16 protein-coding genes are annotated in these 24,444 nt (G+C 70.1%); 7 read left to right on the top strand and 9 right to left on the bottom strand.

The features are described 5' to 3' along the window. Positions 1-194 precede the first annotated feature (194 nt). Positions 195-2,600 (bottom strand): ricin-type beta-trefoil lectin domain protein, encoded by a 2,406-nt coding sequence (locus ACFQSB_RS24490; protein ID WP_380829325.1) that lies wholly within the window; start codon positions 2,598-2,600, stop codon positions 195-197. A gap of 621 nt (positions 2,601-3,221) precedes the next feature. On the opposite strand from ACFQSB_RS24490, the gene ACFQSB_RS24485 reads away from it, so the two are divergent. Then, positions 3,222-3,968, top strand: a complete 747-nt coding sequence (locus ACFQSB_RS24485) for a FadR/GntR family transcriptional regulator (RefSeq protein WP_354926784.1) — start codon at positions 3,222-3,224, stop codon at positions 3,966-3,968. A gap of 215 nt (positions 3,969-4,183) precedes the next feature. Here ACFQSB_RS24485 and ACFQSB_RS24480 read toward each other — a convergent pair whose 3' ends face one another. The 6 genes from ACFQSB_RS24480 to ACFQSB_RS24455 are packed head-to-tail and all read right to left on the bottom strand — an operon-like array spanning position 4,184 to position 9,779. Further along, positions 4,184-5,014, bottom strand: a complete 831-nt coding sequence (locus tag ACFQSB_RS24480; RefSeq protein WP_380829324.1) for an amidohydrolase family protein — start codon at positions 5,012-5,014, stop codon at positions 4,184-4,186. Further along, a complete protein-coding gene (locus ACFQSB_RS24475) occupies positions 5,011-5,355 on the bottom strand; it encodes an L-rhamnose mutarotase (protein ID WP_354835863.1) in 345 nt (114 codons plus the stop codon). The genes ACFQSB_RS24480 and ACFQSB_RS24475 overlap by 4 nt, the downstream gene beginning before the upstream one ends. Next, positions 5,352-6,539: a mandelate racemase/muconate lactonizing enzyme family protein gene (locus tag ACFQSB_RS24470; protein ID WP_354835865.1), complete on the bottom strand. Its 1,188-nt coding sequence runs from the start codon at positions 6,537-6,539 to the stop codon at positions 5,352-5,354. The genes ACFQSB_RS24475 and ACFQSB_RS24470 overlap by 4 nt, the downstream gene beginning before the upstream one ends. A 25-nt stretch (positions 6,540-6,564) precedes the next feature. Beyond that, on the bottom strand, positions 6,565-7,476 hold the full coding sequence (locus tag ACFQSB_RS24465) for a carbohydrate ABC transporter permease (RefSeq protein ID WP_354835867.1): 912 nt from the start codon (positions 7,474-7,476) through the stop codon (positions 6,565-6,567). A gap of 4 nt (positions 7,477-7,480) precedes the next feature. Continuing rightward, entirely contained in the window at positions 7,481-8,413 is a 933-nt protein-coding gene (locus ACFQSB_RS24460) for a carbohydrate ABC transporter permease (protein ID WP_380829323.1), read from the bottom strand. Between the two features lies 1 nt (position 8,414). Continuing rightward, positions 8,415-9,779, bottom strand: a complete 1,365-nt coding sequence (locus ACFQSB_RS24455; RefSeq protein WP_380829322.1) for an ABC transporter substrate-binding protein — start codon at positions 9,777-9,779, stop codon at positions 8,415-8,417. A 532-nt stretch (positions 9,780-10,311) separates the two neighbouring features. Here ACFQSB_RS24455 and ACFQSB_RS24450 point away from each other — a divergent pair. Both ACFQSB_RS24450 and ACFQSB_RS24445 read left to right on the top strand, forming a co-directional pair. Next, positions 10,312-11,913 (top strand): ricin-type beta-trefoil lectin domain protein, encoded by a 1,602-nt coding sequence (locus ACFQSB_RS24450; RefSeq protein WP_380829321.1) that lies wholly within the window; start codon positions 10,312-10,314, stop codon positions 11,911-11,913. Between the two features lie 437 nt (positions 11,914-12,350). Next, positions 12,351-14,174 carry a family 43 glycosylhydrolase gene (locus ACFQSB_RS24445; RefSeq protein ID WP_380829320.1) on the top strand — a complete coding sequence of 608 codons (1,824 nt, stop codon included), beginning with the start codon at positions 12,351-12,353 and terminating at the stop codon, positions 14,172-14,174. A gap of 66 nt (positions 14,175-14,240) precedes the next feature. Here ACFQSB_RS24445 and ACFQSB_RS24440 read toward each other — a convergent pair whose 3' ends face one another. Next, positions 14,241-17,195, bottom strand: a complete 2,955-nt coding sequence (locus ACFQSB_RS24440) for an NEW3 domain-containing protein (RefSeq protein WP_380829319.1) — start codon at positions 17,193-17,195, stop codon at positions 14,241-14,243. 1,016 nt (positions 17,196-18,211) lie between these two features. Here ACFQSB_RS24440 and ACFQSB_RS24435 point away from each other — a divergent pair. Continuing rightward, positions 18,212-20,614 carry a ricin-type beta-trefoil lectin domain protein gene (locus tag ACFQSB_RS24435; protein WP_380829318.1) on the top strand — a complete coding sequence of 801 codons (2,403 nt, stop codon included), beginning with the start codon at positions 18,212-18,214 and terminating at the stop codon, positions 20,612-20,614. A gap of 49 nt (positions 20,615-20,663) precedes the next feature. Here ACFQSB_RS24435 and ACFQSB_RS24430 read toward each other — a convergent pair whose 3' ends face one another. After that, positions 20,664-21,446 (bottom strand): FadR/GntR family transcriptional regulator, encoded by a 783-nt coding sequence (locus tag ACFQSB_RS24430; protein WP_354926802.1) that lies wholly within the window; start codon positions 21,444-21,446, stop codon positions 20,664-20,666. A gap of 275 nt (positions 21,447-21,721) precedes the next feature. On the opposite strand from ACFQSB_RS24430, the gene trpB reads away from it, so the two are divergent. From trpB to ACFQSB_RS24415, 3 genes are read left to right on the top strand one after another with little or no spacing between them, the layout of a single operon-like run. Then, the gene (gene trpB / locus ACFQSB_RS24425; RefSeq protein WP_380829317.1) at positions 21,722-22,876 is read left to right on the top strand and encodes a tryptophan synthase subunit beta; all 1,155 of its coding nucleotides are present in this window, start codon (positions 21,722-21,724) and stop codon (positions 22,874-22,876) included. Continuing rightward, positions 22,873-23,691 carry a tryptophan synthase subunit alpha gene (trpA, locus tag ACFQSB_RS24420; protein WP_380829316.1) on the top strand — a complete coding sequence of 273 codons (819 nt, stop codon included), beginning with the start codon at positions 22,873-22,875 and terminating at the stop codon, positions 23,689-23,691. The genes trpB and trpA overlap by 4 nt, the downstream gene beginning before the upstream one ends. Continuing rightward, positions 23,688-24,443 carry a GntR family transcriptional regulator gene (locus tag ACFQSB_RS24415; RefSeq protein ID WP_380829315.1) on the top strand — a complete coding sequence of 252 codons (756 nt, stop codon included), beginning with the start codon at positions 23,688-23,690 and terminating at the stop codon, positions 24,441-24,443. Before trpA ends, ACFQSB_RS24415 begins: the two co-directional genes overlap by 4 nt. The last annotated feature ends 1 nt before the right edge of the window (position 24,444 follow it).

Below are 24,444 nucleotides of genomic sequence, written 5' to 3'. Positions count from 1 at the left end.
ACAGATGAGACGTCGGATGTATGACGTATGTTGAATTGTTATGATCAGTGCTCGCGGTCCGCGGCGGTGGACGGCGCGGGCGAGCGACGTCCAAGCGGTTGAGAGCGCTCCGACACGGACCGGCAAGCCCCGCCGAGGCAGGTCGCCTCGGCGGGGTCGCCGGATCTCAGCCGCCGCGTCTCAGCCGTGGAGGCTCAGCTGCGGGTCCACTGCTGGTTGGTCCCGCCGTGGCAGGTCCAGATGTGGATCTTGCTGCCGTTGGCGGTGCCGTTGTTGGACACGTCCAGGCACTTGCCGGAGCCGACGGCGGTGACGCTGCCGTTGCTGTTGAAGGTCCACTTCTGGTTGTTCTGGCCGTTGCAGTCCCAGATGATGACCGCGGTGCCGTCAGCGGTCCCCGCGCCGTTCACGTCCAGGCACTTGCTGCCGTAGACGCGCAGTTCACCGGCGCTGGTGGAGGTCCACTTCTGGTTGGCCTGCCCGCTGCAGTCCCAGATGTCGACCTGGGTGCCGTTGGTCTGGCTGGAGTTGGGCACGTCCAGGCACCTGCCCGACCCGGTGCCCCTGATCGCGGTCCCCGTGCCCGGGCTCGGTGACGGCGAGGGAGAGGGGGTGCCGCTCTGGGGTCCGGCCGACGCCATCACGGACTGGGCGCCCGACGGCCAGTTGCCGCCTGAGACGGTGACGTTGTTGTTGACGACGTTGCCGCGGTCGCCGTTGGTGATGTTGGTGCTGCTGTTGCTCGTCCAGTTGCCGGTGACGGTGAAGTTGCCCATGTTCTCCCCGCCCCAGTAGTTGGCGGTCGCCCAGGTGCCGATGGAGGAGAACACGTTGTTGCGGACGGTGTAGTACTTGGAGCCCTCGTCGAAGTACACGCCGAAGAAGCCGTTGGTCCGCAGGCAGTAGTTGTCGCTGATCACCGCGCTCGGGTTCCACGAGAGCGTGTAGATACACCCGCCGTCGGTCATCTGCTGCATCACGTCGTGCACGTAGTTGCCGACGAGCTGGTTGTTGGAGGCGGTGGTCGCCGTGGTGTACCGCGGCTGGTAGTTGTACAGACCGCGGTTGGTGTAGGAGGTGTTGCCGCCCGGCTCGTTGGCGCCCCAGCCGTACCCGATCGACATGCCGGTGTAGGGCAGGTTGTAGACCTCGTTGTGCGAGATCAGGGCGGTGCTGACATAGGTGGGCAGGACCGAGACGATGCCGCGGTAGTCCAGGCCGAGGTCGTGGATGCGGTTGTTGCTGACGGTGATGTTCCGGTTGACCATGCGCTGGTCGCTCGGGTGGTGCGCGTCGGCGCGCACGCCGCCGATCACGATGCCGCCCGCCGAGTTGCGGGCGATCTCCGACCGGGTGACCGTGATGTTGCTCGCGCCCAGGCCTACCCCGCTGGCGTGGGCGTTGGCGTCGTTGCCGATGCCGATGGCGGTCTGGCCGAGGTTGGTGAACTGGGAGTCGGTGAAGGTGATGTTGTTGGCCGCGGAGACCTGGACGGCGGCGGGCATCTGGAACCAGTTCGGCCGGGCGGCCTCGAACTGCTGGCAGCCCTCGTTGCAGGAGCCGAAGCTCGGCCAGTTCCAGTTCCCGGCGATGTAGGAGCCGGTCTGCTGGTCCACGAATCCCTGGTTGCTGCTCGGGCCGAGCCAGCTCGTCCCGGTGAAGGTGATGCCGCTGAAGGTGATGTGGTGAGCGGGCGCGTCGTAGGTGCCCCCGACGTCGACCAGGGACTGCAGCACCGGCAGCTCGACGCTGAGGTTGCTCATGTTCTGCCCGGAGGCCGGGATGTAGTACAGGACGCCGGTCCCGGGGTTGATGTACCACTCGCCCGCCGAGTCGAGGAACTCGTAGGCGTTCTCCAGGTACAGCGGCCCCGCCCGGTGCGGGCTGGCGAAGACGTCGTAGCCGAAGTTGTTGTTGTTCCAGGCGGGCTGCTGCATCGTGATCATGCCGCCGCTGATGCTCTGCACCGGCACGTAGCGGTCGGTGAAGGAGCCGATGCTCTCCATCTCGACCCGGTTCTGGTTGGCGAGGTTGTTCAGGTAGCTCAGGGCGGAGTTACTGAACCTCATGCCCGTGCTGCCGGCGGTAAAGTCGCCCCGGTTGACCTGGGTGCGCGCGCGGGTGGCGAGGGCGCCGTTGACGTAGAGCTGCCGGGCGTCGATCCCGGTCCCGACGCCGGCCCGCCAGATGTTCTTGCCCGAGTCGGCGATCGACCAGCCGGTGACCGCCCTGGCGCCGCTGATCACCGGGTGCGCCGAAGCGGCCGCCCGCCACACCACCTGGTATCCGTTGGCGCCGGAGTCGGCCGCGGTCAGCCGCAACGGCGCGGACTGCCGGTACACCCCGTCGGCCAGCTCCACGACGATGTCACCGGACATCCCGCCGACGCGCGACCGCACCGCGCTCTGCGCGCCGGTCAGCGAGCAGGGCTGGGCGGCGGTGCAGTCGGTGCCGGTGCCGGAAGGGGAGGCGTAGAGCGTCGTGGTGGCCGCCGAGACGGGAAGGACGGGCGCCACCAGCGCGGCCGCGGCGGTCAGTCCCAGCGCGGCGACCCCGGCCGACACCAACCTCCGCACCACGGATTTCGACAATTGCAACATGGGACCTCCTGATAGGGGTGGGGGGGTGCGGAAGGCGGAACGCCCTACCGAAGCCGGTCCAGCGGGTTCGGCGCAGGTCTTCGTCAAGCGGTGCCGGGAGGCGCGCGGCCGCTCCGTGGCCGGCACCGCCGGCCACGGCGCCCGCCGCCCATCGCCGCTCACTTTCCCCAGAGCGGCCGGTGATCCCGGCCCTCTGCTGCGGAAGGTAATTCGTATGACGTAAGCCGTCAATAGGGTGTCCGCGGCCGCGTCCGCCGCGCGAGAGCGGAGGCGGGGACCAGGCTTCGGCGGCACGCCCGGTAGACGCGCAGGCCAAGCCGCCGGGCCCGTTCACCGCTCCGCAGGGATGCGGACCCGCGGGGGCATGAAAGCTTCATGGAGGCGGCCCGGCCGCCTCCGCTCCGACGCGCGCGACCACCGCCTGCCGGGCTCTTCGTCACGGCGCACCGGCGGCGATCACGGCCGAGGCTCTGACCAGAGCGACATCGGACAGGGGGGCTCGCCAAACATCACCCGTATGATGTGTAATGTCTTTACGGTGGAGTACAGTGGGGGTCAAGTCGTGACGCCGTCTGCGGCGCGCCATCCGGAGGGGACATGACGGCATCACAGCATGCAGAGGTGAGTGCTACCACTCCCCCGGCGTGGGCGCGACGACCGGCCAATCTCGCCAAGGCGGTCACCGCCGAGCTGGTGGAACGCATCGTACGCGGAGTGCACCCTCCCGGCGTGGCGCTGCCCCGCGAGGCCGACCTGTGCGAGACCTTCTCGGTCAGCAGGACCGTCATCCGCGAAGCGGTGAAGATCCTCCAGGAGAAGGGCCTGGTGCAGGTCCGTCAGGGCTTCGGCACCCTCGTCACTCCGCCGACGAACTGGGACATGCTCGACGAGCTCGTCCTCGGGGTGACCATCGCCGAAGACGAGTCCCTGGCCATCCTCGACGACCTCGTCGTCACCCGGCGCCTGCTGGAGTCCGACATGGCGAACGTCGCCGCGCGCCTGGCGGACGAGGAGACCGTCGAGCGGCTGCGCGCTCTGGTCGACCGCATGGACGAACTGGTGGAGGATCCGCTCACCTACGCCGACCACGACCGCGCCTTCCACGACACGATCATGCAGAGATCCGGCAACCGCATCGCCCGGGGTGTGGTCCGCTCCCTGGAGAAGCAGGCCATCAACACCGCCCGCTACATGGGCCGCACCGAGCCCGCGTTGTGCGTGGCCTCCAACCAGGGCCACCGGCGCGTCTACGAGCGCATCGCGGCCAGGGACCCGGCGGGCGCCGCCGAGGCGATGTTCACGCACATCACCGAGGCGTGGCTGGTCCGCCGCACCGGTAGAAGCGCACCCGTCCGCCTGCAGCGATAGCACCGGGCGCACTTGTGCGTGCAGCGATAGCACCGGGCGCACCCGTGCGCGTGCAGCGGTGACTCCGGTCACGGCCGTCCCGGTCACCTGACGCCCCGCCTGGGACGCCACACCGCCGCGCACGAGGTCGGCGAGGTCAGTGAAGCGGCGGTCCGCCGGGGCCGATCACGGGCACGCCCCGGCGGCCCCCGGTCCAGCCGATTCGCGCCCCGCCGTCAGGCGCCGATCCGGTAGAACGCCGACGCGGTGCCCGACCAGATCGCCTGTCTTTCCGGCACGGCCAACTGGCCGATCAGTTCCTCCACGGCGCCCCGCCAGGCGACGGCACCGGCCCCGAGCTCGGCGAGGGGCCAGTCGGACCCGTACATCAGCCGCTGCGGGCCGAAGGCCTCCAGCGCCACGCCGACCACGCGGCGCAGCCCCGCCCGGTCGCCGTCGCGCGGCATCCCGGCCAGCCCGGAGATCTTCGCGTAGGCGTTCGGCCGGGCGGCGAGTTCGCGCAGGCCGGCCTCCCAGCCGGCGGTGTCGCCGGTCTCGGCGATCCCGCCGAGGTGGTCGACGACGAAGCGGACCTCAGGGTGCGCGGACACGACGGCCGCGGCCGACGGCAGTTGCCACGACCGCACGACCAGATCGAAGCCGAGGCCGCGCGCGGCCAGCCCCTTCAACCCCGTCGCCACCTCGGGCCGTGACAGCCAGCCGGGGTCGGGGTCGATGTGCACCAGGTGGCGGATCCCGACCAGCCTCGCGCGCGCGGCGGGGTCCAGCGCGTCCACCTGCGCGGCGACATCGCCCGTGAGGTCGATCCAGCCCACCACCCCGGCGATGCGCGGGCTCGGGTGGGCCAGCAGCCGCCGCGTCTCGGCGGCGCTGTTGCTCGATTGCACGACGACGGCGGCCTGAATGCCCGTCGAATCGAGCATCCGCTCCAGATCGCCGGGCGCGAAGTCCCGGTCGATCGCCGCCATCGTCGCCGGGTCGATCCACGGCTGGGGGTCGGTCCGCCGGTTCCAGAGATGGACGTGCGCGTCGAGGGAACCGCTCACGGCAGATGCCAGATCTCGTCGAGCGGCTGCCACAGGGCGCCGGGATCGCGCTCCTCGACGATGCGCACCTGGCACGGATCGGTGTGGGTCCACCACTCGCGTGTCACGGGGTCCTCGGCGATGCGGGCCATGTCGGCGGCGTGATCCTCGCCGACGTACTCGTAGTAGGCGAACAGGGTGTCGCCGACGATGAAGATGGAGTAGTTGGTCACGTTCGCCTCGCGCAGGGTCTGCTCCACCTGTGGCCAGACGTCGCGATGCAGTTCCAGGTACTCCTCGCGGCGCTCCGGCCGGACCCCGACGACCAGGGCGTGACGCTCGACGCGGCGCCCGGCGCTCACGACCCCACCCGTTCCACCGCGGGGGCGCCGATGGGCTCGTCCTGACGCGAGTCGGGGACGATGCGCAGACCCGCCCGGTTGGGACGGACATGCGGCCCGGTGGTGGCGGCCGGCGGGTTGGCGGCGCGCACGGCGTTGATGTGCTCCTCGTCCACCCGGATGCCGATGCCCGGCTCGTCGCCGAGGACGATCCCGCCGTCCGCGAACTCCTGGTCGATCGTGAGACCGACCGGCGAGGAGAGGTCCTGGACCTCGAAGGTCAGGTGGTTGGGCACCGCCACGGCGGCGTGCGCCAGGGGGTTGCCGTGGTAGGCCACCGGGCTCACCGGCAGGTCGAGGCTGTGGGCCACGGCGGCCACGCGCAGGAAGTGCGTGATGCCCCACACGTTGCCCACCTGGACGATGTCGACGGCGTCGGCGTCCAGCAGCGGCCGGTACTGCTCGAGGCCGGTGAGGTTCTCGCCGGTCGCGACGGCGGCGCGGATGCCCCGCCGGACCGAGGCCAGCCCGGCCGCGTCCCAGCGCCGCACCGGCTCCTCGATCCAGGTGAGGTCGACCGTGCGCTCCAGCGCCGTGACGAACCGGACCGCCTGCGAACGGTTCCACGACTCGTTGGCGTCGAACATCAGGGCGGGATGCGCTGAATTGCGCCCGAGGACGTCCCGCAGCGCCTCCAGCCGGCGCAGGTCGTGCGCCAGATTGCGGCCGCCCTTGAGCTTGCCGGCGCTGAACCCGCGGTCGGCGAAGCGCTCGTACAGGCGTACCAGGGCGTCGTCGTCGAGGGCGATGTCCAGCCCGGAGGCGTAGCCGGGGACGAACCGGTCCAGGCCGCCGAGGGTGCGCCAGAGCGGCTCGCCGGCCGCCTTCGCCTTGAGGTCCCACAGGGCCATGTCGATCGCGCCGATGGCGCCGAACGTCGCGCCCGAGTGGCCGGTCTTGAACACCCGGGCCAGCATCCGGTCGTAAAGCGCCGAGACGGCCCGGGGGTCCTCGCCCTCGACGGCGCCGAAGACGCGGTCGATGTCGCCGTGCGCACCGAGTCCGACCCCCTCGAGACCGCTGTCGGTCTCGAGGATCAGCACGTGCACCTCGGTACGCGGCTCGGGCATGACCCCGTTGGCGTCGCCGATCAGGCGTCCCCAGTCGTGCTCTGTTGTCAGGCTGCGATAGCCGGTGACCTTCACATTGCTCCTTTGGCAGGGTTTCGGCTCACTCCTTGGTGCCGCCCGCCGTCATGCCGGCGACAAGGAAGCGCTGCGCGAAGAGAAAGACGATCAGCACGGGCAGCACCGAGATGACGGTCGCGAGCGCGAGCGTCGGCAACTGCACGGACTGGGCCCCGGCGGAGCTGGGGTTGAACGCCGGGGTCGAGGCGAGCAGGGAGGTCAGCCCGACCTGGATCGGGTACCCCTCGCTCGAGGGCAGCATCACGAAGGGCAGGAAGAAGTTGTTCCAGCTCTGCACGAAGCTGAAGAACGCGACGAGCGCGATGATCGGCGCGGCCAGCGGCAGCGCGACCCGCGTGAACACCTGGAGCTCGCTGCACCCGTCGAGGCGGGCCGCCGCGAGCAGGTCGCGCGGAACGCTCGTCGAGAAGTAGATGTAGGTGAGATAGACGCCGAACGGGAAGAACGACATCGGCAGGATGACCGAGAGCGGGCTGCCGATCAGCCCCACCACGTTCAGCTCCAGGAAGATGGGCAGCACCAGCGCGGTGTTCGGGATCAGCATCACGATCAGCGTCAGCACCAGCAGCAGCCGCCGGAAGCGGAACTCCGTCAGGGCCATCGCGTAGCCCGCCGGGATGCTGGCGATGAGCGTGATGACCAGCGCGCCGAGCGCGTACAGCGCCGAGTTGCCCACCCAGGCGGTCACCGCGCCGTCCTGGAAGCCGAACAGCTGGTCCCAGTTGGCGGCGAATTCGCCGAGGCTTCCGGGCAGGAACGGACTGTCGATGATGAGCCCGCGCGCCGACTTCGTCGTCGCCAGCAGCAGCCAGACGATCGGGATGGCGAAGAAGAGCACGAAGACCACGACCACGACCGCGACGATCGTGCGGCCGCTCCACCCGCCGAGGCCGCTGCGGCTCTTGGCGTGGCGGCCGGCGTCCACTGTCGTCATGGGCTCAGCCCCTCTCGAACAGGCCGCCGCGCGTCACGAAGACGGCCGACAGCGCGAGGGCGATGACCAGCAGCAGCAGCGAGATGGCCGCCGCTCCGTTGAAGTCGTTCTGCTGGAAGGCGTACTGGTAGGCGAGCTGGTTGAGCGAGTAGTCGTTGGGCACCACCGCGTTGCTGGCCTGCGAGAGCAACTGCGGCTCGACGAACAGCTGCGTGCCGGCGGCGAGCGACATGATGCCCATGTAGGAGATCCACTTGCGCAGCAGCGGCAGCTGGACGCGCCAGGCGATCTGCACGGTGGTCGCGCCGTCGATGCGCGCCGCCTCGATCACGTCGTGGCTGATGTTGTTCAGCGCGCCGTACATGATGACGATCCAGCCGCCGGCGCCGGTCCAGAAGGCGATGATGGCGAAGACCGGAGGCAGGTTGCCGGGCACGATGGTCTGCACGAAGCTCGAGAAGCCCAGCAGGTGGAGCAGCCCGGATACCGGGCTCGCGGTCGGGTCGAGCACGAACAGCCACAGCAGCACGCTGGAGGCGCCCGCCAGGGCGCCCGGCAGGTAGAAGATGAAGCGCAGCGTCCGGCTCATCCACCGCACGCGCACCGCGTGCACGACGATGGCCAGGAACGAGACCAGCACCACCAGGGCGACCAGCCAGATGACCAGGTAGAGCGCGACGTGCGTGACGGCCGGCAGGAAACGGAAGTCGCCGACGACCTTGACGAAGTTGTCAACGCCGGCGAAGCCGCCGTCGCCGGTGGTGAACGCGAGGTAGAGGGCGTAGAACGCGGGGAGGATCCCGAACGCGACCGCGAGGATCGCGTACAGGGCGATGAAGGCGTAGCTCATCGCGCTGCGTTCCGCGCCGTCACCGCGGCCGACCGGCCGCCTGTGCGCGTTCACCACCGGCGGGGCGGCTTCGCCCGCCGTCGTCATCTCACTTGACCGTGTAACCATTGACCTGGGCTTGGTTCTTGATGGCGGTCTCCCATTCGGGAAGCAGGTCGACCAGGCTCTTGCCGCCGGCGATCGCGGGAGTGACCGTCTTGGCCCAGATCGCCTCCTGGCTGAAGATCCCCGAACCCCATCCGGTCCAGATCTCCGAGCCGGCCTTGACCAGCGCCTGCAGGTCGCCGGCGTAGTAGCCGCTCGACTCCTGCTTCTTGATCCACTTGTCCGCGGCCGGGGCGTAGGCCGGGAAGCCGGGAGCGAGGTTCACCTGGTAGTCGTCCGCCGTCGTGACGAACTCGACGAACTTCTCGGCCGCCTTGAGGTTCTTGGAGTGGCTGCTGACGAACCAGGTGCCGCCGCCGACGTTGCCGGTCGCGGCCTCCTCGCCCTTCCACGCCAGCGGTGCGGCGACGCCGAGCTGACCCTTCGGGACGTTGAGGGACTGCGGGTTGTTGAAGATGGCGCCCGCGTACCAGGCCGGGCCCGGCATCATGAGCACCTTGTCGGCGTACTTCTTCACGAACTCGGGGGTGAAGACGCTGATGTTGGGGGTGGTGCCGTTCTTGACCAGCGTGTCGAGCATCGCGGCGACCCGCTTGCACTCATTGGTGCCGGTGCTGACCGTCACCTCCTTGGGACCGGTGACGCCGTTCGCCTGGCACTTGCCGCTCCACATGTAGATCTCTGGGGCGAAGGCGTCTCCGACGGTCCCGACGATGTAGCCGGCGTGCTCCTGGGCGACCTTCTCACCGATCGCCTGGTACTCCTCCCACGTCGTGGGGACGGAGTAGCCGAACTTGTCGAACAGGCTCTTGTTGTACCAGAGCACCACCTGCGCGAGGTCGTTGCGGAGGCAGTAGACCTTCCCCTCGACGGTGCATGGGTTCAGCGAGCCCTTGGTGAAGTTGTCGAGCGTGCTCTGCGGAACCAGCCCGTCACTGAGCACGGCCGCGTACGCCTGCTTGCCGTTGGTCTTCTGGCTCGCCCACGCCGCGTCGTTGTTCTGCGACGAGAAGACCACGTCCGGCCAGCCGCTGCCCGCCTGGTCGAACAGCTGGATCTTGGTCCGGAAGGAGTTGGAGCCGTTCGCCGAGCCGTCATAGGTGACCACGTTCAGCTTGGCGTCGGGGTTGGCCTTCTTGAAGGCGTCCACCGCCTTCGACCGGTCGGCGTCCACCCACACCGTGATGGGGGCCTTGTCATCTTGCGCGGCCTTCGGAGCCCCGTTGGACCCGGAGGAGGCGCCGCCGCCGCCGCTGCAGCCGGCCACCGTCAGTGCGATGGCGATGGACCCGGCACCGGCGATGCCCATCCATCGGCGCGTACGTCCCGCCTTTGTGCTATCGACCATAGGAGTGTCCCTGTCTGGACGGTCATGTTGACGAGCTGTTCATCGGGTCGAAATATAAGACCATACGTATTATGTTTGCAAGGGTTCCCTTCACCTCGTGGCGCAAGCGATAACACCTGCCACAGGGGGTGGGGCGCTCCGGCGATCCCCTCCGCGTCCCCCGAGCTCAAACAAGTGGCGCATCGGTGCGGCATCACGATGAAACTTTCAGCACAAGGCGCTCGCGGATGATGTGATCCGGCCCAGCAAGGAGCGGCCGGAGTCCCGCGCGGTGCCGGCGATCACCCGGGCCGGCGCTTGACGCAGCTCAGCACATCGTATTGGCTCCGCCGCATCACCTGTCCACGAGCGAGGGGCCGGCCCCGTCCAGTGCATGTTACCGCTAACATCCCGTCCGCCACCCTCGCCGCGACCGGCCGCCGCGCATGGGCGCCGTCCCGCCGGCCGTGGTGACGGCGGCCGCTCCATCGCGCGGGCCTCTGGGACACGAACGGCAACGACCACGATCATCGGCTTATCACGGAGGAATCAGATGCGCAGGATTCTGAAATGGGCGCTGGCGGCGTCACTGGCCGCCGGGTCCCTGGTCGCGGTCGGCGGCGCGACGTCGCCGGTCGCCGCGCTGGAGAACGGGCTGGCCCGTACCCCCCAGATGGGATGGAACGACTGGAACAGCTTCGGCTGCAACGTCAACGAGACGCTCATCCGGCAGACCGCCGACATCATGGTGTCCAGCGGCATGGCGGCGGCGGGCTACCAGTACGTCAACATCGACGACTGCTGGTCGACCAAGAGCCGTAACGGAAGCGGCGACCTGGTGGCCGATCCGCAGAAGTTCCCCAGCGGCATCAAGGCCCTGGCCGACTACGTGCACGGCAAGGGGCTGAAGCTCGGCATCTACTCCTCGGCCGGCACGACGACGTGCGCGGGGTATCCGGCCGCCCTGGGCAACGAGCGCCGCGACGCCAACCTATGGGCCTCGTGGGGCATCGACTACCTGAAGTACGACAACTGCGGCGACCACCAGGGCAAGAACGGCCAGCAGCGCTACACCGCCATGCGTGACGCGCTGGCCGCCACCGGCCGCTCCATCCTGTACAGCCTGTGCAACTGGGGCCAGGAGAGCGTCTGGACCTGGGGAATGGCGACGGGCAACTCCTGGCGGACCACCGGTGACATCCAGGCCAACTGGAACTCCATCACCGGTCTGCTGGACCAGCAGGTCGGGCTGGACGCCTACTCGGGGCCCGGCGGCTGGAACGACCCCGACATGCTGGAGGTCGGCGTCGGCTCGCTGACCGCCACCGAGGGCCGGGCGCACTTCAGCCTGTGGGCGCTGCTGAACGCCCCGCTCATCGCCGGCAACGACATCCGCTCGATGAGCTCCGATACCCGCACGACCCTGACCAACACCGAGGTCATCGCGGTGAACCAGGACTGGGGCGGCAGGCAGGGCACCAAGATCAGCGACAACGGGAACCTGGAGGTGTGGCGCAAGCCCATGTCCAACGGCTCGGTCGCGACCGTCCTGCTCAACCGCGGCACCAGCACCGCGACCGTCTCCACCACCGCCACCGCCCTCGGGCTCGGCTCCGGATCCTCCTACTCGGTGCGCGACCTGTGGGCGCACACCACCGGCTCCTCCGCAGGGACGATCAGCGCCTCGGTGCCCGCCCACGGAGCCGCCATGTACATCGTGTCCGGCGGCGGCACCCCGCCCAGCCCGACCCCCACGCCCACCCTGCCGGCGGGCGGCTCGATCAAGGGCACGGCGTCGGGACGGTGCCTGGACGTCAACAACGCCGGCACCGCGAACGGCACCGGCGTCATCATCTGGGACTGCAACGGCCAGACCAACCAGCAGTGGAGCTCCACGAGCGCCAGTGAGCTGCGGGTCTACGGCAACAAGTGCCTGGACGTGAACGGCGCGGGCACGGCCAACGGCACCAGCGTGATCATCTGGGACTGCAACGGGCAGAACAACCAGAAGTGGCGGTTCAACTCCGACGGCACCATCACCGCCGTCGGCGCGAACAAGTGCCTGACCGCGGCCGACAACGCCACGGCCAACGGCACCAAGATCGTCATCTACGACTGCAACGGCGGCGCCAACCAGCGCTGGGCCCGCGCCTGACATCCTCCGGCCCCGTCCGGTGCGGTCCTTTCCGGGGCGGCTCGCGCCCCGGACGGGACCGCTGAAATATTCACGGCCGAGGCCGGGTGGGTAAGCCGGCTTGGCGCAGGTAGACGCGGGCGCGGAGCGCCCGGCGGCCCGGGACCGCCTTGACGGGGCCGGGCCGCGTCGTATTTGCTCCGCCGCACACCACCAATCACGACCCCGGCCTCGACGCGGTTGGTGTTAGCGGTAACAGGCGCCGGGCCGATCGTGATCGCCGGACGAGGCGGGCCACCGGCGTCTCACGTGAGCACGAGCACCACGATGCACCGATGTTAGCGCTAACAGGCATCGGGTCCCGTCTTCGGAGACGTGCGGGGCCCGGCGCCCGCCAGAGGGCCGCTCCCCGGGACGACGGGGCGCAGAGGGAGAAATTCACCACCTCAGGAGTGAACGTGAGACCAGCGATTCCACAGCCCGCCAGAGCGGGGTTCAGGCGCGCAGCCGCCTGGCTCGCGGCCCTGCTGTGCATGATGACCTTGCTCCCGGCCGCCGCGGCCTGGGCGGACAACCCCATCGTCCAGACCGTCTACACCGCGGACCCGGCTCCGCTGGAGTACAACGGCCGGCTGTACCTGTACACCGGGCACGACGAGGACGGCTCGACGTACTTCACCATGAAGGACTGGCGGGTGTGGTCGACCACCGACATGGTCAACTGGACCGACCATGGTTCGCCGCTCAGCGTGGCCACCTTCAGCTGGGCGAAGTCGGACGCGTGGGCCGGCCAGACGATCTACCGCAACGGCAAGTTCTACTGGTACGTCCCGACGACCAACCGGTCGACCGGCCGGATGGCCATCGGGGTGGCGGTCTCCGACAGTCCCACCGGGCCGTTCAAGGACGCCATCGGCCGCCCGCTGGTGGAGAACGGTGAGATCGACCCCACGGTGTTCATCGATGACAACGGTCAGGCCTACCTGTACTGGGGCAACCCGCACCTGTCGTACGTGAAGCTGAACACCGACATGATCTCCTACTCGGGCGGCGTGTCGCAGATCCAGCTCACCACCGCCGGCTTCGGCAGCCGCAGTGGGGACGCCAACCGGCCGACCCTGTTCGAAGAGGGGCCGTGGGTCTACAAGCGCGACGGCCTGTACTACATCGTGTTCGCGGCCAAGTGCTGCTCGGAGTTCATCGCCTACTCCACGGCCACCAGCCCGACCGGCCCGTGGACCTACCGGGGAACCATCATGCCGACGCAGGGCGGCAGCTTCACCAACCACCCCGGCGTCATCGACTACAAGGGCGGTTCGTACTTCTTCTACCACAATGGCGCGCTGCCGGGAGGCGGCGGTTACACCCGTTCGGTCGCCGTGGAGAAGTTCAGCTACCGATCCGACGGCACCATTCCCACGATCAACATGACCACGACCGGCGCTCCCCAGGTGGGCACGCTCGACCCCTACGTCCGGCAGGAGGCCGAGACGATCGCCTGGGAGTCCGGCGTGGAGACCGAGGCCGCCAGTGAGGGCGGCATGAACGTCGGCTGGATCGAGAACGGCGACTACGTCAAGGTCAAGGGCGTGGCCTTCGGCAGCGGCGCGACCACCTTCAACGCCAGGGTCGCCTCGGGCGCCAGCGGCGGCAAGATCGAGCTGCGCCTGGACGGCACCAGCGGCACGCTGGTGGGGACGTGCTCCGTCCCGGGCACCGGCGGCTGGCAGGCGTGGACGACCGTCTCCTGCTCGGTCAACGGCGCGACGGGAACCCACGACCTGTACTTCAGGTACACCGGCGGCAGCGGCACCCTGTTCAACGTGAACTGGTGGCAGTTCACCGGCTCCGGCGGCCCGAGCCCCACTCCGACGCCCACGCCCACCCCCACGCCGACCCCGACGCCCACGCCCACCCCCACGCCGACCCCCACCCCCACGCCGACCCCCACTCCCACCCCGACGCCCACGCCCACGCCGACCCCCGGCGGCGCCTGCAGCGCGGTCTACCGCACCACCAACTCCTGGTCGGGCGGCTTCCAGGGCGAGGTCACGGTGACGGCCGGCAGTTCGGCGATCAACGGCTGGACCGTCAAGTGGACCCTGGCGAGCGGGCAGAGCATCACCCAGCTCTGGAGCGGCACGCTGAGCACCAGCGGTTCCGCCGTGACGGTGAAGAACGCCTCCTACAACGGCTCGCTCGGGGCGTCCGCCTCGACGACGTTCGGCTTCACCGGCGGCGGCAGCCCGTCGACACCGACCCTCACCTGCACCAGCCCGTGAGGACGGCGGCACCCTGACGACGGTGCGGGTGCGCCGCTGTGGCGGCGCACCCCCACCGCGTCGTCCCTACCGGGTCACGCTGAAGTCACTGAAGCCGAACTGCCCCGTCACGCCGGCGGCGTGCGAGGTGGCGATCAGTCCGGCGTCCTGCGTCTCGGCGATGCCGGGCAGGGTGACGGTCGGCCCCACCTTGGTCCAGTCGGTGCCGTTGGTGGAGTGGTAGCCGCTGACCCCGTCGGCGGCGCGGACGAGACGGACCCAGGCCGGCGCCTTGACCCCCGAGGCTCCGGCGAAGGAGTCGAGGTACCCGTTGCCGTTGGCGTCCCACTGGAAGGCGACCCCGTTGCCAGGGGTGACGACCAGGGCGGCGTATCCGGGCGACGACGCGGCGGCGGTGAGGTCGTTGCGGATCACCACACCGGCCTTGGCCCAGGCGTTGGTGTTGTCCATCTGGGTGACCCGCGCGGTCACGGTGGTGGTTCCCGCGACCGCGTCGTCCTGGTAGAGGGCGCCGTACTCGTCGAAGGAGCCGCCGCCGTCCTGCCAGATGTCGGTCCCGGAGGTCAGGATGGCGTAGGCGCCCGCGGCCTCGGCGAACCGGCTCGGCACCGAGCCGTGCCCCTTGAGGGAGATCAGCGGGTTGAGCGCGGTCACCGTCGCCGACCGCTTCAGCTCGTAGTCGGTCTTGCCGGCCCGGAACCTCACCGACACCGCGACCGGCGCGCGGCTGACCGGCGCCGCGAACGACGCCGGCGCCGTGATCTTCCAGGACATGGTGACCGAGGCTCCGGGGGCGAGCCCGGGCTTCACCGGACCGCCGGCGGGTTCGGCCCGCCAGCCCTCGGGGACGGTGACCGAGGCGCTCAGCTTGTCGGCGCGGCCCTCACTCACGTTCGCCACCGTGGCGGTGAGCGTGGCGGTCTCGCCGGCGCTCACATTGGCCGGGTCGACCGTGAGATAGGCGCCGAGCGGAGGTCGCTGCGGGTCCGGGGACCCGCGGTACGGACCCCTGGGGCCGGCGTTGTAGATCACCCGGCCGGCCTCGATCGGCGGGTTGCCGGCGGAGATGGTGACGTTGTCGCGGGCGACGTTCCCGCGGCTGCCGTTGACGATGCCGGTGATGGCCGGGTTGGTCGTGTAGTTGCCGACGAGCGTGAAGTCGCCGGTGTGGTTGCCGTTCTGGTTGTTGGCGTGCGCCCACTGCGCGGCGGTGTTGACGAACACGTTGTGGCTCGCGCTCAGGTACCGCGAACCCTCGTCGAAGTACAGCCCGAGCTGCCCGCTGTTCTCACAGAAGTTCTCGTCGATGGTGCTGCGCGGCATCGCCGAGAGCGTGTAGATGCAGCCGGCGTCGAACATCGTCTGGACGACGTTGCGCACGTGGTTGCCCACGACGCGGACGTCGCTGGAGGTCGTCGGCGTGTCGTAGACCGGCTGGAAGTCGTAGAGGCCGCGGTTGAGGTACTCGGGGCTGCCCCCGGCGTCGTTGGCGCCCCAGCCGTAACCGAGCCCGATGCCGGTGTAGGGCATGTCGGAGACGTAGTTGTGCTCGATGGTCAGACGCGTGACATAGCTGGCGAAGATCGCGTCCTGGTCCAGGTACTCGCGGGCGGTCGCGTAGACGCGGTTGTCGCTGAGCCGGATGTCGCTGTTGACCATGCGGGGGTCGGACGGGTGGTGGGCGTCGGGCCGTACGCCGCCGACCATGATGCCACCGCCGGCGCTCGCGGTGAACGTGCTGCCCTCGACCGCGATGTCGTGCGCGCCCAGCCCGACGCCGGAGGCGTGGGCGTTGGCGTCGTTGCCGATGCCGAGCGCGAGCGAACCGAGGTTCACGAAGGTGTCACCGGTGAACCGGACGCCTTCGGCCGCCGACACCTGCACCGCCGCGGACGACTGCGCCCAGCCGTTGCGCGAGCCCTCGAATCCCTTGCAGCCGAACCCGCAGGAGGTGAAGGCGTCGGCCGGACGGTCGGGCTGGACACCGGAGATGAACACGCCGGTCTGCTGGTTGGCGTACCCGTCGGGCGAACTCGGGTGCAGCCACGTGGTGCCGGTGAAGGTCAGGCCCGCGAACCGCAGGTCGCGTGCCGGCTGGTCGTAGGTGCCGCCCACCTGGAGCAGCGACTCCAGCCGCGGCAGCTCCACGCGCGCACGCGAGAGATCCTGTCCGGGGAGCGGCTTGTAGTACAGAGTCCCGGCGGTGGTGTCCAGGTACCACTCGCCGGGCTCGTCGAGGAACCTCTTGGAGTTCAGCAGGAAGAACGTCGGCGTGCGGAGCGGCGACTGGATGGTGTCGTAGCCGTAGGTGTTGTTGTCCCACGCGGGCTGCTGCATGACGACCGTGGAACCCGAGATGCTCTGTACAGGCGCGAACCGGTTGGTGAAGGACAGCATCGCCTGGAGTTCGACGCGCTTCTGGTCGGGCAGCGTGGCCAGGTAGCCCAGGGCGGGGTTGTTGACGGTGAAACCGGTCGCGTTGAGTGTGATGTCGCTGCGCGCGATCTTGGTCCGCGCCCGCTGTGCGAGAACGCCGTCGACGTAGAGCTGCCGGCTGTCGAATCCGCTGCCGACCTGGGCCTTGTAGACGCCCGTGGCGGCATCGTCGGGTTCCCATCCGGTGACGGGCTTGGCGCCGCTCAGTACGGGCTTGGCTCCACGCGCGGCCTTCCAGGTCACGGTGTGCCCGGCGCGGCCGGAGTCGGCGGCGTCGAACCGCAGCGGCGAGGTCAGCCGGTAGGTGCCGTCGAGGAGTTCGACGGTGACGTCGCGCTTCCCCTCGGCCGCCGCCTCGCGCGCCCGTCTCTGTGCTTCCGCAAGGGTCGCCAACGGCCGGCCGGCACTGCCCGGACCCTTGTCGTCGGCGTTCGCGGCTCCGGCGGGGGCGACCACGATCGTGTGGCCCGTCCTGGCCGCCTCGGCCTGCGCGGCGACCGGTGCGATGAGTGATCCCATCGTGATCAGCAGGGCGGCGGATGCCGCGACCGATGTTCGCCTGTGCGACACGAGTGACGAACGCACGTGTGCTCCTTTCGTTCGGCACAGGGATGCTGTACGGCGGCCCGCGTCGAACGGTGTGGTTCATTGGTGCGCCCGCCGCATATGTGACGAATGTGCCGTTGATCACTATCCGCGCGAAAACGTAACTCGTATGACGTCTCACGTCAATACTGCCGACATATACCGGGACGGCGATGCCGTCCCGGCGAGCCGAGCGGCCGGATGCGGCGGTGTGACGGGAAGGCTCCGGCGGCGTCTCCGCCGACATGGCCGCCGACATGGCCGTGGCCCGCCGGCTTCGCGGCCGAGTTCGCCGGCGTGGTCACCGAGCGGTGAGTGTGAAACTTACATTTCGGCCGTCCGGCACCGCCGGGGCGGTCCCTTGCGGCCGCCGCGACGCGCCCCCGCGGCGACCGCCCGCGTACCCGAAGGCGCCCCCGGCCGGCATTGCCGATGGTGAGCAGGGCATATGGCGTCCGGCACTTCACACGAGGCAGCGCACGGGGGACGGGTTTCGGTGGGTGCGACCGCGACGCCGGGGCCCGGAGAGGGCGCACGGCACGCGGAGCCCGATGTGCTGAGTCTGAAACTTACGGCTTGACGGACCTTAGCCTTAGGCCGGTAATTAGTACCTATACCGCCCGAGGGGATCTCTCGGGGCAGGCGCGGAGACGTGGGAACGTCGACCGCGCCGAGCGGTCTTCTTCGCCCGACAAGCCGTCACGTCGAGTCCATAAGACGCGTCGCTGATTGTTAGCGCTAACAATGCCTCGGAGGTCCGGTGCCGCCCTCGCCGCTCTGCCACCGCTCGCATCCCGCAGGACGCCGATCACCGCGGTACGACCGGGTGGGACCGGCGCGGCCGACCCCGCGATGACGCGCGTGCGCGCTGCCGCGGGGCGCCGGGTAGCTGCCGGCGGCACGCACCGCCGGGCATCTCCCGCGGCCGGTGCCCGAGGCCGCGGTCACCCCTGACCACGCCGGCCTCCGGCCGGCGTCTCATCACATCGATCTCGCCCCTCACCGAAAGGACCCCCATGAGCCGGCGAAGAGAAAGCACGGTGCGCGTCGCCGCTAGAGCCCTGGTCGCGCTGCTGACCATCGCGATGATGTCCCTGATAGGCGCCTCGGCCGCCCAGGCGGCGGTCGGAATCACGATCAACGGTGGTTCCGGCGGCCGCACCTTCGACGGCGTCGGCGCCATCAGCGGCGGCGGCGGCAACAGCCGCCTGCTCATCGACTACCCCGAGCCGCAGCGAGGCCAGATCCTGGACTACCTGTTCAAGCCCGGGTACGGCGCGGCGATGCAGATCCTGAAGGTCGAGATCGGCGGGGACACCAACTCCACCGACGGCGCGGAGCCGAGCCACCGGCACACCTCCGCCGACCTGGACTGCAACCGCGGCTACGAGTGGTGGCTGATGGAGCAGGCCAAGGCCCGCAACCCCAACATCAAGCTGGTCGGCCTCTCCTGGGGCGCGCCCGGCTGGCTCGGCAACGGCAACTTCTGGTCCCAGGACACCATCAACTACCTGGTCGACTGGCTCGGCTGCGCCAAGAACAGCCACGGGCTGACCATCGACTACCTCGGCGGCTGGAACGAGAAGGGCCGCGACCTCAACTGGTACGTCAACCTGAACAGCGCACTGGACTCCCGGGGATTCGGCAACGTCAAGATCATCGCCTCGGATGACTGGGGCTTCGACGTGGCCAACGACGCGGCCAATAACACCGCCTTCCGCAACGCCGTCGACGTGTTCGGCGGCCACTACGTGTGCGGCTACCGCGGCGCCCAGCAGAACTGCCCCAGCTCCACCACCGCCATCAACTCCGGCAAGGTGCTGTGGGCCAGCGAGAACGGCTCCGATGACTACAACGACGGCGCCAAGGCGCTGGCGCGGGGCATCAACCGGGACTACATCGACGGGAAGATGACCGCCTACATCAACTGGCCGGTCATCGCCGCGATCCCGCCGAACCTGCCCTTCTCCACGATGGGCGTGGCGGTGGCTCCCCAGCCGTGGTCGGGTTACTACGCGATCGGCAAGAACGCCTGGGTGATGGCGCAGACCACGCAGTTCACCACGCCGGGGTGGAAGTACCTCGACTCCTCCACCGGCTACATCGGCGGCAACCGCAACAACGGCAGCTACGTCTCGCTGAAGTCGGCCAACAACTCCGACTACAGCACGATCATCGAGACCATGGACGCCACCGCCGCCCAGACGCTGAACTTCACCGTCACCGGAGGCCTGTCCACCGGCCAGGTGCACGTGTGGGCGACCAACCTCAACTCCGGCAACGCCTCCGACCACTTCGTCCACACCACCGACCTCACGCCCTCGGGCGGCGCGTTCTCGCTGACCGTGCAGCCCGGTTACGTGTACACGATCACCACCACGACGGGCCAGGGCAAGGGCACCGCCACCAGCCCCGCCCGCGGCTCGCTGGCCCTGCCCTACTCCGACACCTTCGACTCCTACGCCACCGGCCGTGAGGCGAAGTACCTGCAGGACATGCAGGGCTCCTTCGAGGTCACCGGCTGCGGCGGCGGGCGCACCGGGAAGTGCGTGCGCCAGATGGCCCCCCGCCAGCCGATCCTGTGGACCGGCGGCTCCCACCCCTACGCCCTGCTGGGCGATCTCGGCTGGGCCAACTACACCGTCTCCACCGACGTGCTGCTCGAGCAGAGCGGCTACGCCGAGGTGATCGGCAGGGCCGGCGGCCAGCACTCCTTCGGCCCCGAGGGGTTGAACGCCTACTACCTGCGCGTCACCGACGGCGGCGCCTGGCAGATCCTGCGCAACAACATCGACAACCAGATGACCACGCTGCGCAGCGGGACCGTCGCCTCCCTCGGCACCGGCCGCTGGCACACCCTGACGCTCGGCTTCTCGGGCGGCACCATCACCGCCGGCATCGACGGCGCCCAGGTGGGCTCGGTCACCGACGGCACCTGGGGCGCGGGCCAGGTCGGCATCGGCACCAGCACCACCGAGACCGCCCAGTTCGACAACCTCACGATCACCCCGGGCCAGGGCGGCGGCACCGGAAACGGCAACCTGCTGCGCGGACAGGCCTCCGGCCGTTGCATCGACGTGCCGAACCAGTCGCAGACCAACGGCACCCAGGTGGCGCTGTGGGACTGCAACGGCGGCGCCAACCAGCAGTGGCCCCTCACCTCCGCCAAGCAGCTCCAGGTGTACGGCACCAAGTGCCTGAGCGCCGAGAACGGCGGGACCTCGGCCGGAACCCGGGCGGTCATCGGCGACTGCAACGGGCAGACCAGCCAGCAGTGGAACCTCAACGCCGACGGCAGCGTGACCAACGTCCAGTCCGGGCTGTGCCTGGACGCCAACGCCGCCGGCACCGCCAACGGCACCACGGTGATCCTGTGGACCTGCAACGGCGGTACCAACCAGAAGTGGACCCGCACCTGACCTGACACGAGCGGCCCGTCGTGGCGACCACCGCCACGACGGGCCGGAGTCACTGCGGAGCCGGACCGCTGGTGCGGGCGGCCGGGTGGTGACCGTCGGCCGAGGAGAACAGCAGCTGCTGGATCTCCCTGCGGTAGTCCTCCAGCGTGTTGTCGATGTGGGCCGCCGCGGCGCGGGCCGCCGCTTCGGGATCGCCGGCGCGGATGGCCCGGTAGATGGCGCCGTGTTCCTCGACGGCCTTGGCCGCGTGCCCGCCCACGGAGCCGCGCAGCCCGATGATGGCGGACTGGGCCTGGAGCCGGCGGGCCTCCCCCACCGCGATCTGCAGGAACACATTGTGCGAGGAGGTGGCGATGGCGGCGTGGAAGGCGTCGTCGCCCTCGTTGAACACATCCACGCGTCCGGTCTCGAACCCGTGGCGGCACACCTCGGCCGCCTCCTCGATGGCCCGCAGCTCCGCCGGGGTGGCGCGGTGGGCGGCCAGCCGGCTGGTCTCCATCTCCTGCGCCCGCCGGAACTCGAACAGCATGTAGACGTGGTCGAGGTCGGTCGGGAGGAACAGCGATGCCAGCCGCCCGGCGCCGAGCATTCCCTCGTCGTCGGCCACGTACAGGCCGCGACCCTTCTGGGCGCGTACCCGGCCGAGCGCGGAGAGGATCTTCACCGCCTCGCGGACGACGGTGCGGCTGGTGCCCAGCCGCTGCGCCAGGTCGTTCTCGGTCGGCATGCGGTCGCCCGGGCGCAGGCCCAGCCGGGCGATGAGCTCCAGCACCTGCTCGGCCGCCACCTCGTAGCCCGGCCGGTATCCGCCCTCGCGCGGGGTGTCGGTCACGGCGCTCCTCCCTAGCGATCTCAGCCAATTATGACCGAGTGCCATGCCGCGTCAGGCGGTCCGGACCTCGCCCTTTGATCGTGTACCACCAGGGGTTTCACAGCGAGGGCCCATCCGCCCGCCGGGCGTCTTGGGACCGGACATCGGCGGTGGCGCCTCCACGCCTCCCATGCCACACTGACTGTTATAGAACTCACTCAAGAGTTATAGAACGATCGGAGCATGGCATGCGAGAGGTGTCGCCATGGCGGGAACCGGTCCCACCGGACGGGACGATGGGCGAGCCCCGGGCGAGAGGACGGTTCGGCGGGTACGGCGGACGGTACGCGCCGGAGTCCCTGGTCGAGGCGTGCCGGGAGGTGGAGGAGGCGTTCCGGGAGGCATGGGCCGATCCGGGCTTCCGCGGCGCCCTGGCGCGGCTGCTCGCCGTGCACGCCGGGCGGCCCACCCCGCTCACACCGGCCCGCCGGTTGTCGCAGGCGCTGGGCGTACGGCTCTACCTCAAGCGCGAGGATCTCACCCACACCGGGTCCCACAAGATCAACAATGTGCTCGGCCAGGCCCTGCTGGCCACTCGGATGGGACGGCGCAGGCTGATCGCCGAGACGGGAGCGGGCCAGCACGGGGTGGCCACCGCGACCGCCGCCGCGCTGCTCGGGCTTGAGGCCACGGTGTTCATGGGCGAGCGCGACATCGAGCGGCAGGCGCTGAACGTGTTCCGGATGCGCATCCTGGGCGCCGAGGTGGTCCCGGTGACCACGGGCGGCCGCACCCTCAAGGACGCGACCAGCGAGGCCATGCGGCACTGGGTGGGCGCGACCGGCGACGCGCACTACTGCATCGGCTCGGTCGTCGGGCCGGATCCGTACCCGTGGATGGTCAGGGAGTTCCAGCGGATCATCGGCGACGAGGCCCGGCAACAGTGCGCCGCCGAGCTGCGGACCGGCGTCCCGGACCACGTGGTCGCGTGCGTGGGCGGCGGTTCCAACGCGGCCGGCACGTTCGCCGGATTCGCCGACACCCCGGCGCGCCTGGTCGGCGTCGAGGCGGAGGGCGGCGCCGGGGCGGCCCGCGGCCGGCTCGGCGTCCTGCACGGCTGCCGCTCGCTGTTCCTGCAGGACGACGACGGGCAGATCACCGAACCGCACTCCATCGCCGCCGGGCTCGACTATCCGGGAGTCGGCCCGGAGCACGCCCACCTGCGCGACCTGGGCCGGGCCCGCTACGTCACGGTGACCGACGAGGAGGCGGTCGGCGCGGCGGTACGGCTGGCGCGCACCGAAGGCATCGTCCCGGCGCTCGAATCGGCGCACGCCCTCGCCTGGGTGATCCGCGCGGCGGGCGGCGACCTGCCGGCGGGATCGACGGTGCTGATGACGTTGTCCGGCCGGGGCGACAAGGACCTGACGATCCTGAAGGAGCTGCTGTGACCGACCCCACCACCCTGGCCGCGGGCGCGGTCGAACGCCACCTGCGCGCCCGCCGGGACACCGGCCGCGGCCTGCTCATGCCGTACATCACCGGAGGGATCACGGCCGGCTGGACGGACTATCTGCGGGCGTTCGCCGCCGCCGGCGCGGACGCCATCGAGGTCGGCCTGCCGTTCTCCGACCCCACGCTGGACGGCGCCACCATCCAGCAGGCCGGTGACGCGGCACTGCGCCGGGGAGCGAACGTGCGCCGGATCCTCGCCGGCCTCGCCGAGGCCGGTGATCCGGGCGTGCCGCTGGTCGCCAGCACCTACTACAACCTGGTGCTGCACGACGGCCCCGAGGCGTTCTGCGCGGCGCTGCGCCGGGCCGGCGTCGGCGGCCTGATCGTGCCCGACCTGCCGGTGCACGAGGCGGACGAGCTCACCGGCGCGGCCGCCGCCAACGGGATCGAGCCGGTGCTGCTGGCGTCGCCCGCGACGCCGCGGCCGCGGCTGGCCGAGATCGCGCGCCGCAGCCGCGGATTCGTCTACGCGGTGTCGGTGATGGGCACCACCGGTGAGCGGGCCGCCCTCGCCGCCTCGGCGGCGGAGCTCACCGAGCGGATCAGGGACCTCACCGACCGGCCGGTCTTGCTAGGATTCGGCATCTCCACCCCGGACCAGGCACGCGAAGCCCGCCGGCACGCCGACGGCGTGGTGGTCGGCGCCGCGGTCATGCAGCGGGTGCTCGACGGCGCCGGGCCGGACGACCTGCGGGCCTTCCTCGCGACCCTGCGGCGAGCCCTCGACCAGGAGTGTGACCGACCACGATGACCCCCGACGCCGGGCACGAGGCGAGATACCGCGCCATCGCCGCCGACCTCGCCGCGAAGATCCGGTCGGGACACTACGCCCCCGGTGAGGCCCTGCCGCCGCAACGGGAGCTGAGTGCCTCCTACGGGGTGACCCTGATGACGCTGCGCCAGGCGTTGCGGGAGCTCAGCGACGAGAGGCTGATCGTGCAGCAGCCCGGCAGAGGCACGTTCGTCGCCCCGCCGCACACGGCCTACCAGCTCGACTCGCTCCGCAGCCTGGTCGACGACCTGCGCAAACAGGGCCATGACGTGCGCACCGCGGTGGCCGGGCGGGCGGTGCGCCGGGCTCCGGCCCGCATCGCCGCGGAGCTGCGGCTGCGTCCCGGCGACACCGCCCTGCGGCTGGAACGGGTCCGCGAGTTCGCGGGCCGTCCCGCCGTGCACCAGGTGTCCTGGGTCCGGCGGCCGGCGGCCGGCCGCATCCGCGACCGCGACTTCACCGTCGTCTCCCTCTACACCGCCCTCGCCGACGCGGGAGTGACGGTCGCCCGGGCGTCGGAGGTGGTGCGGCCCGGTCTGCTCGACGCCGCCGCCGCCCGCCATCTCGACGAGCCGCAGGGCAGCCCGGTGCTCGTCAGCCACCGGATCACCTACACGCTCGACGCCACGCCCGTGGTGTCGGACCATGCCACCATCCTGGGCAGCATGATGGAGATCCGCGCCGAACGCGCCGCCACCGGCCTGTCGCTCACCTGGGGCGCCACCAGTTGAG

The sequence above is a fragment of the Sphaerisporangium rhizosphaerae genome, from assembly GCF_042665155.1.
GTDB lineage: Bacteria > Actinomycetota > Actinomycetes > Streptosporangiales > Streptosporangiaceae > Sphaerisporangium > Sphaerisporangium rhizosphaerae.
The sequence above is the reverse complement of the archived record's forward strand: the minus strand, read 5'-3'. Positions and strand labels throughout refer to the sequence as shown.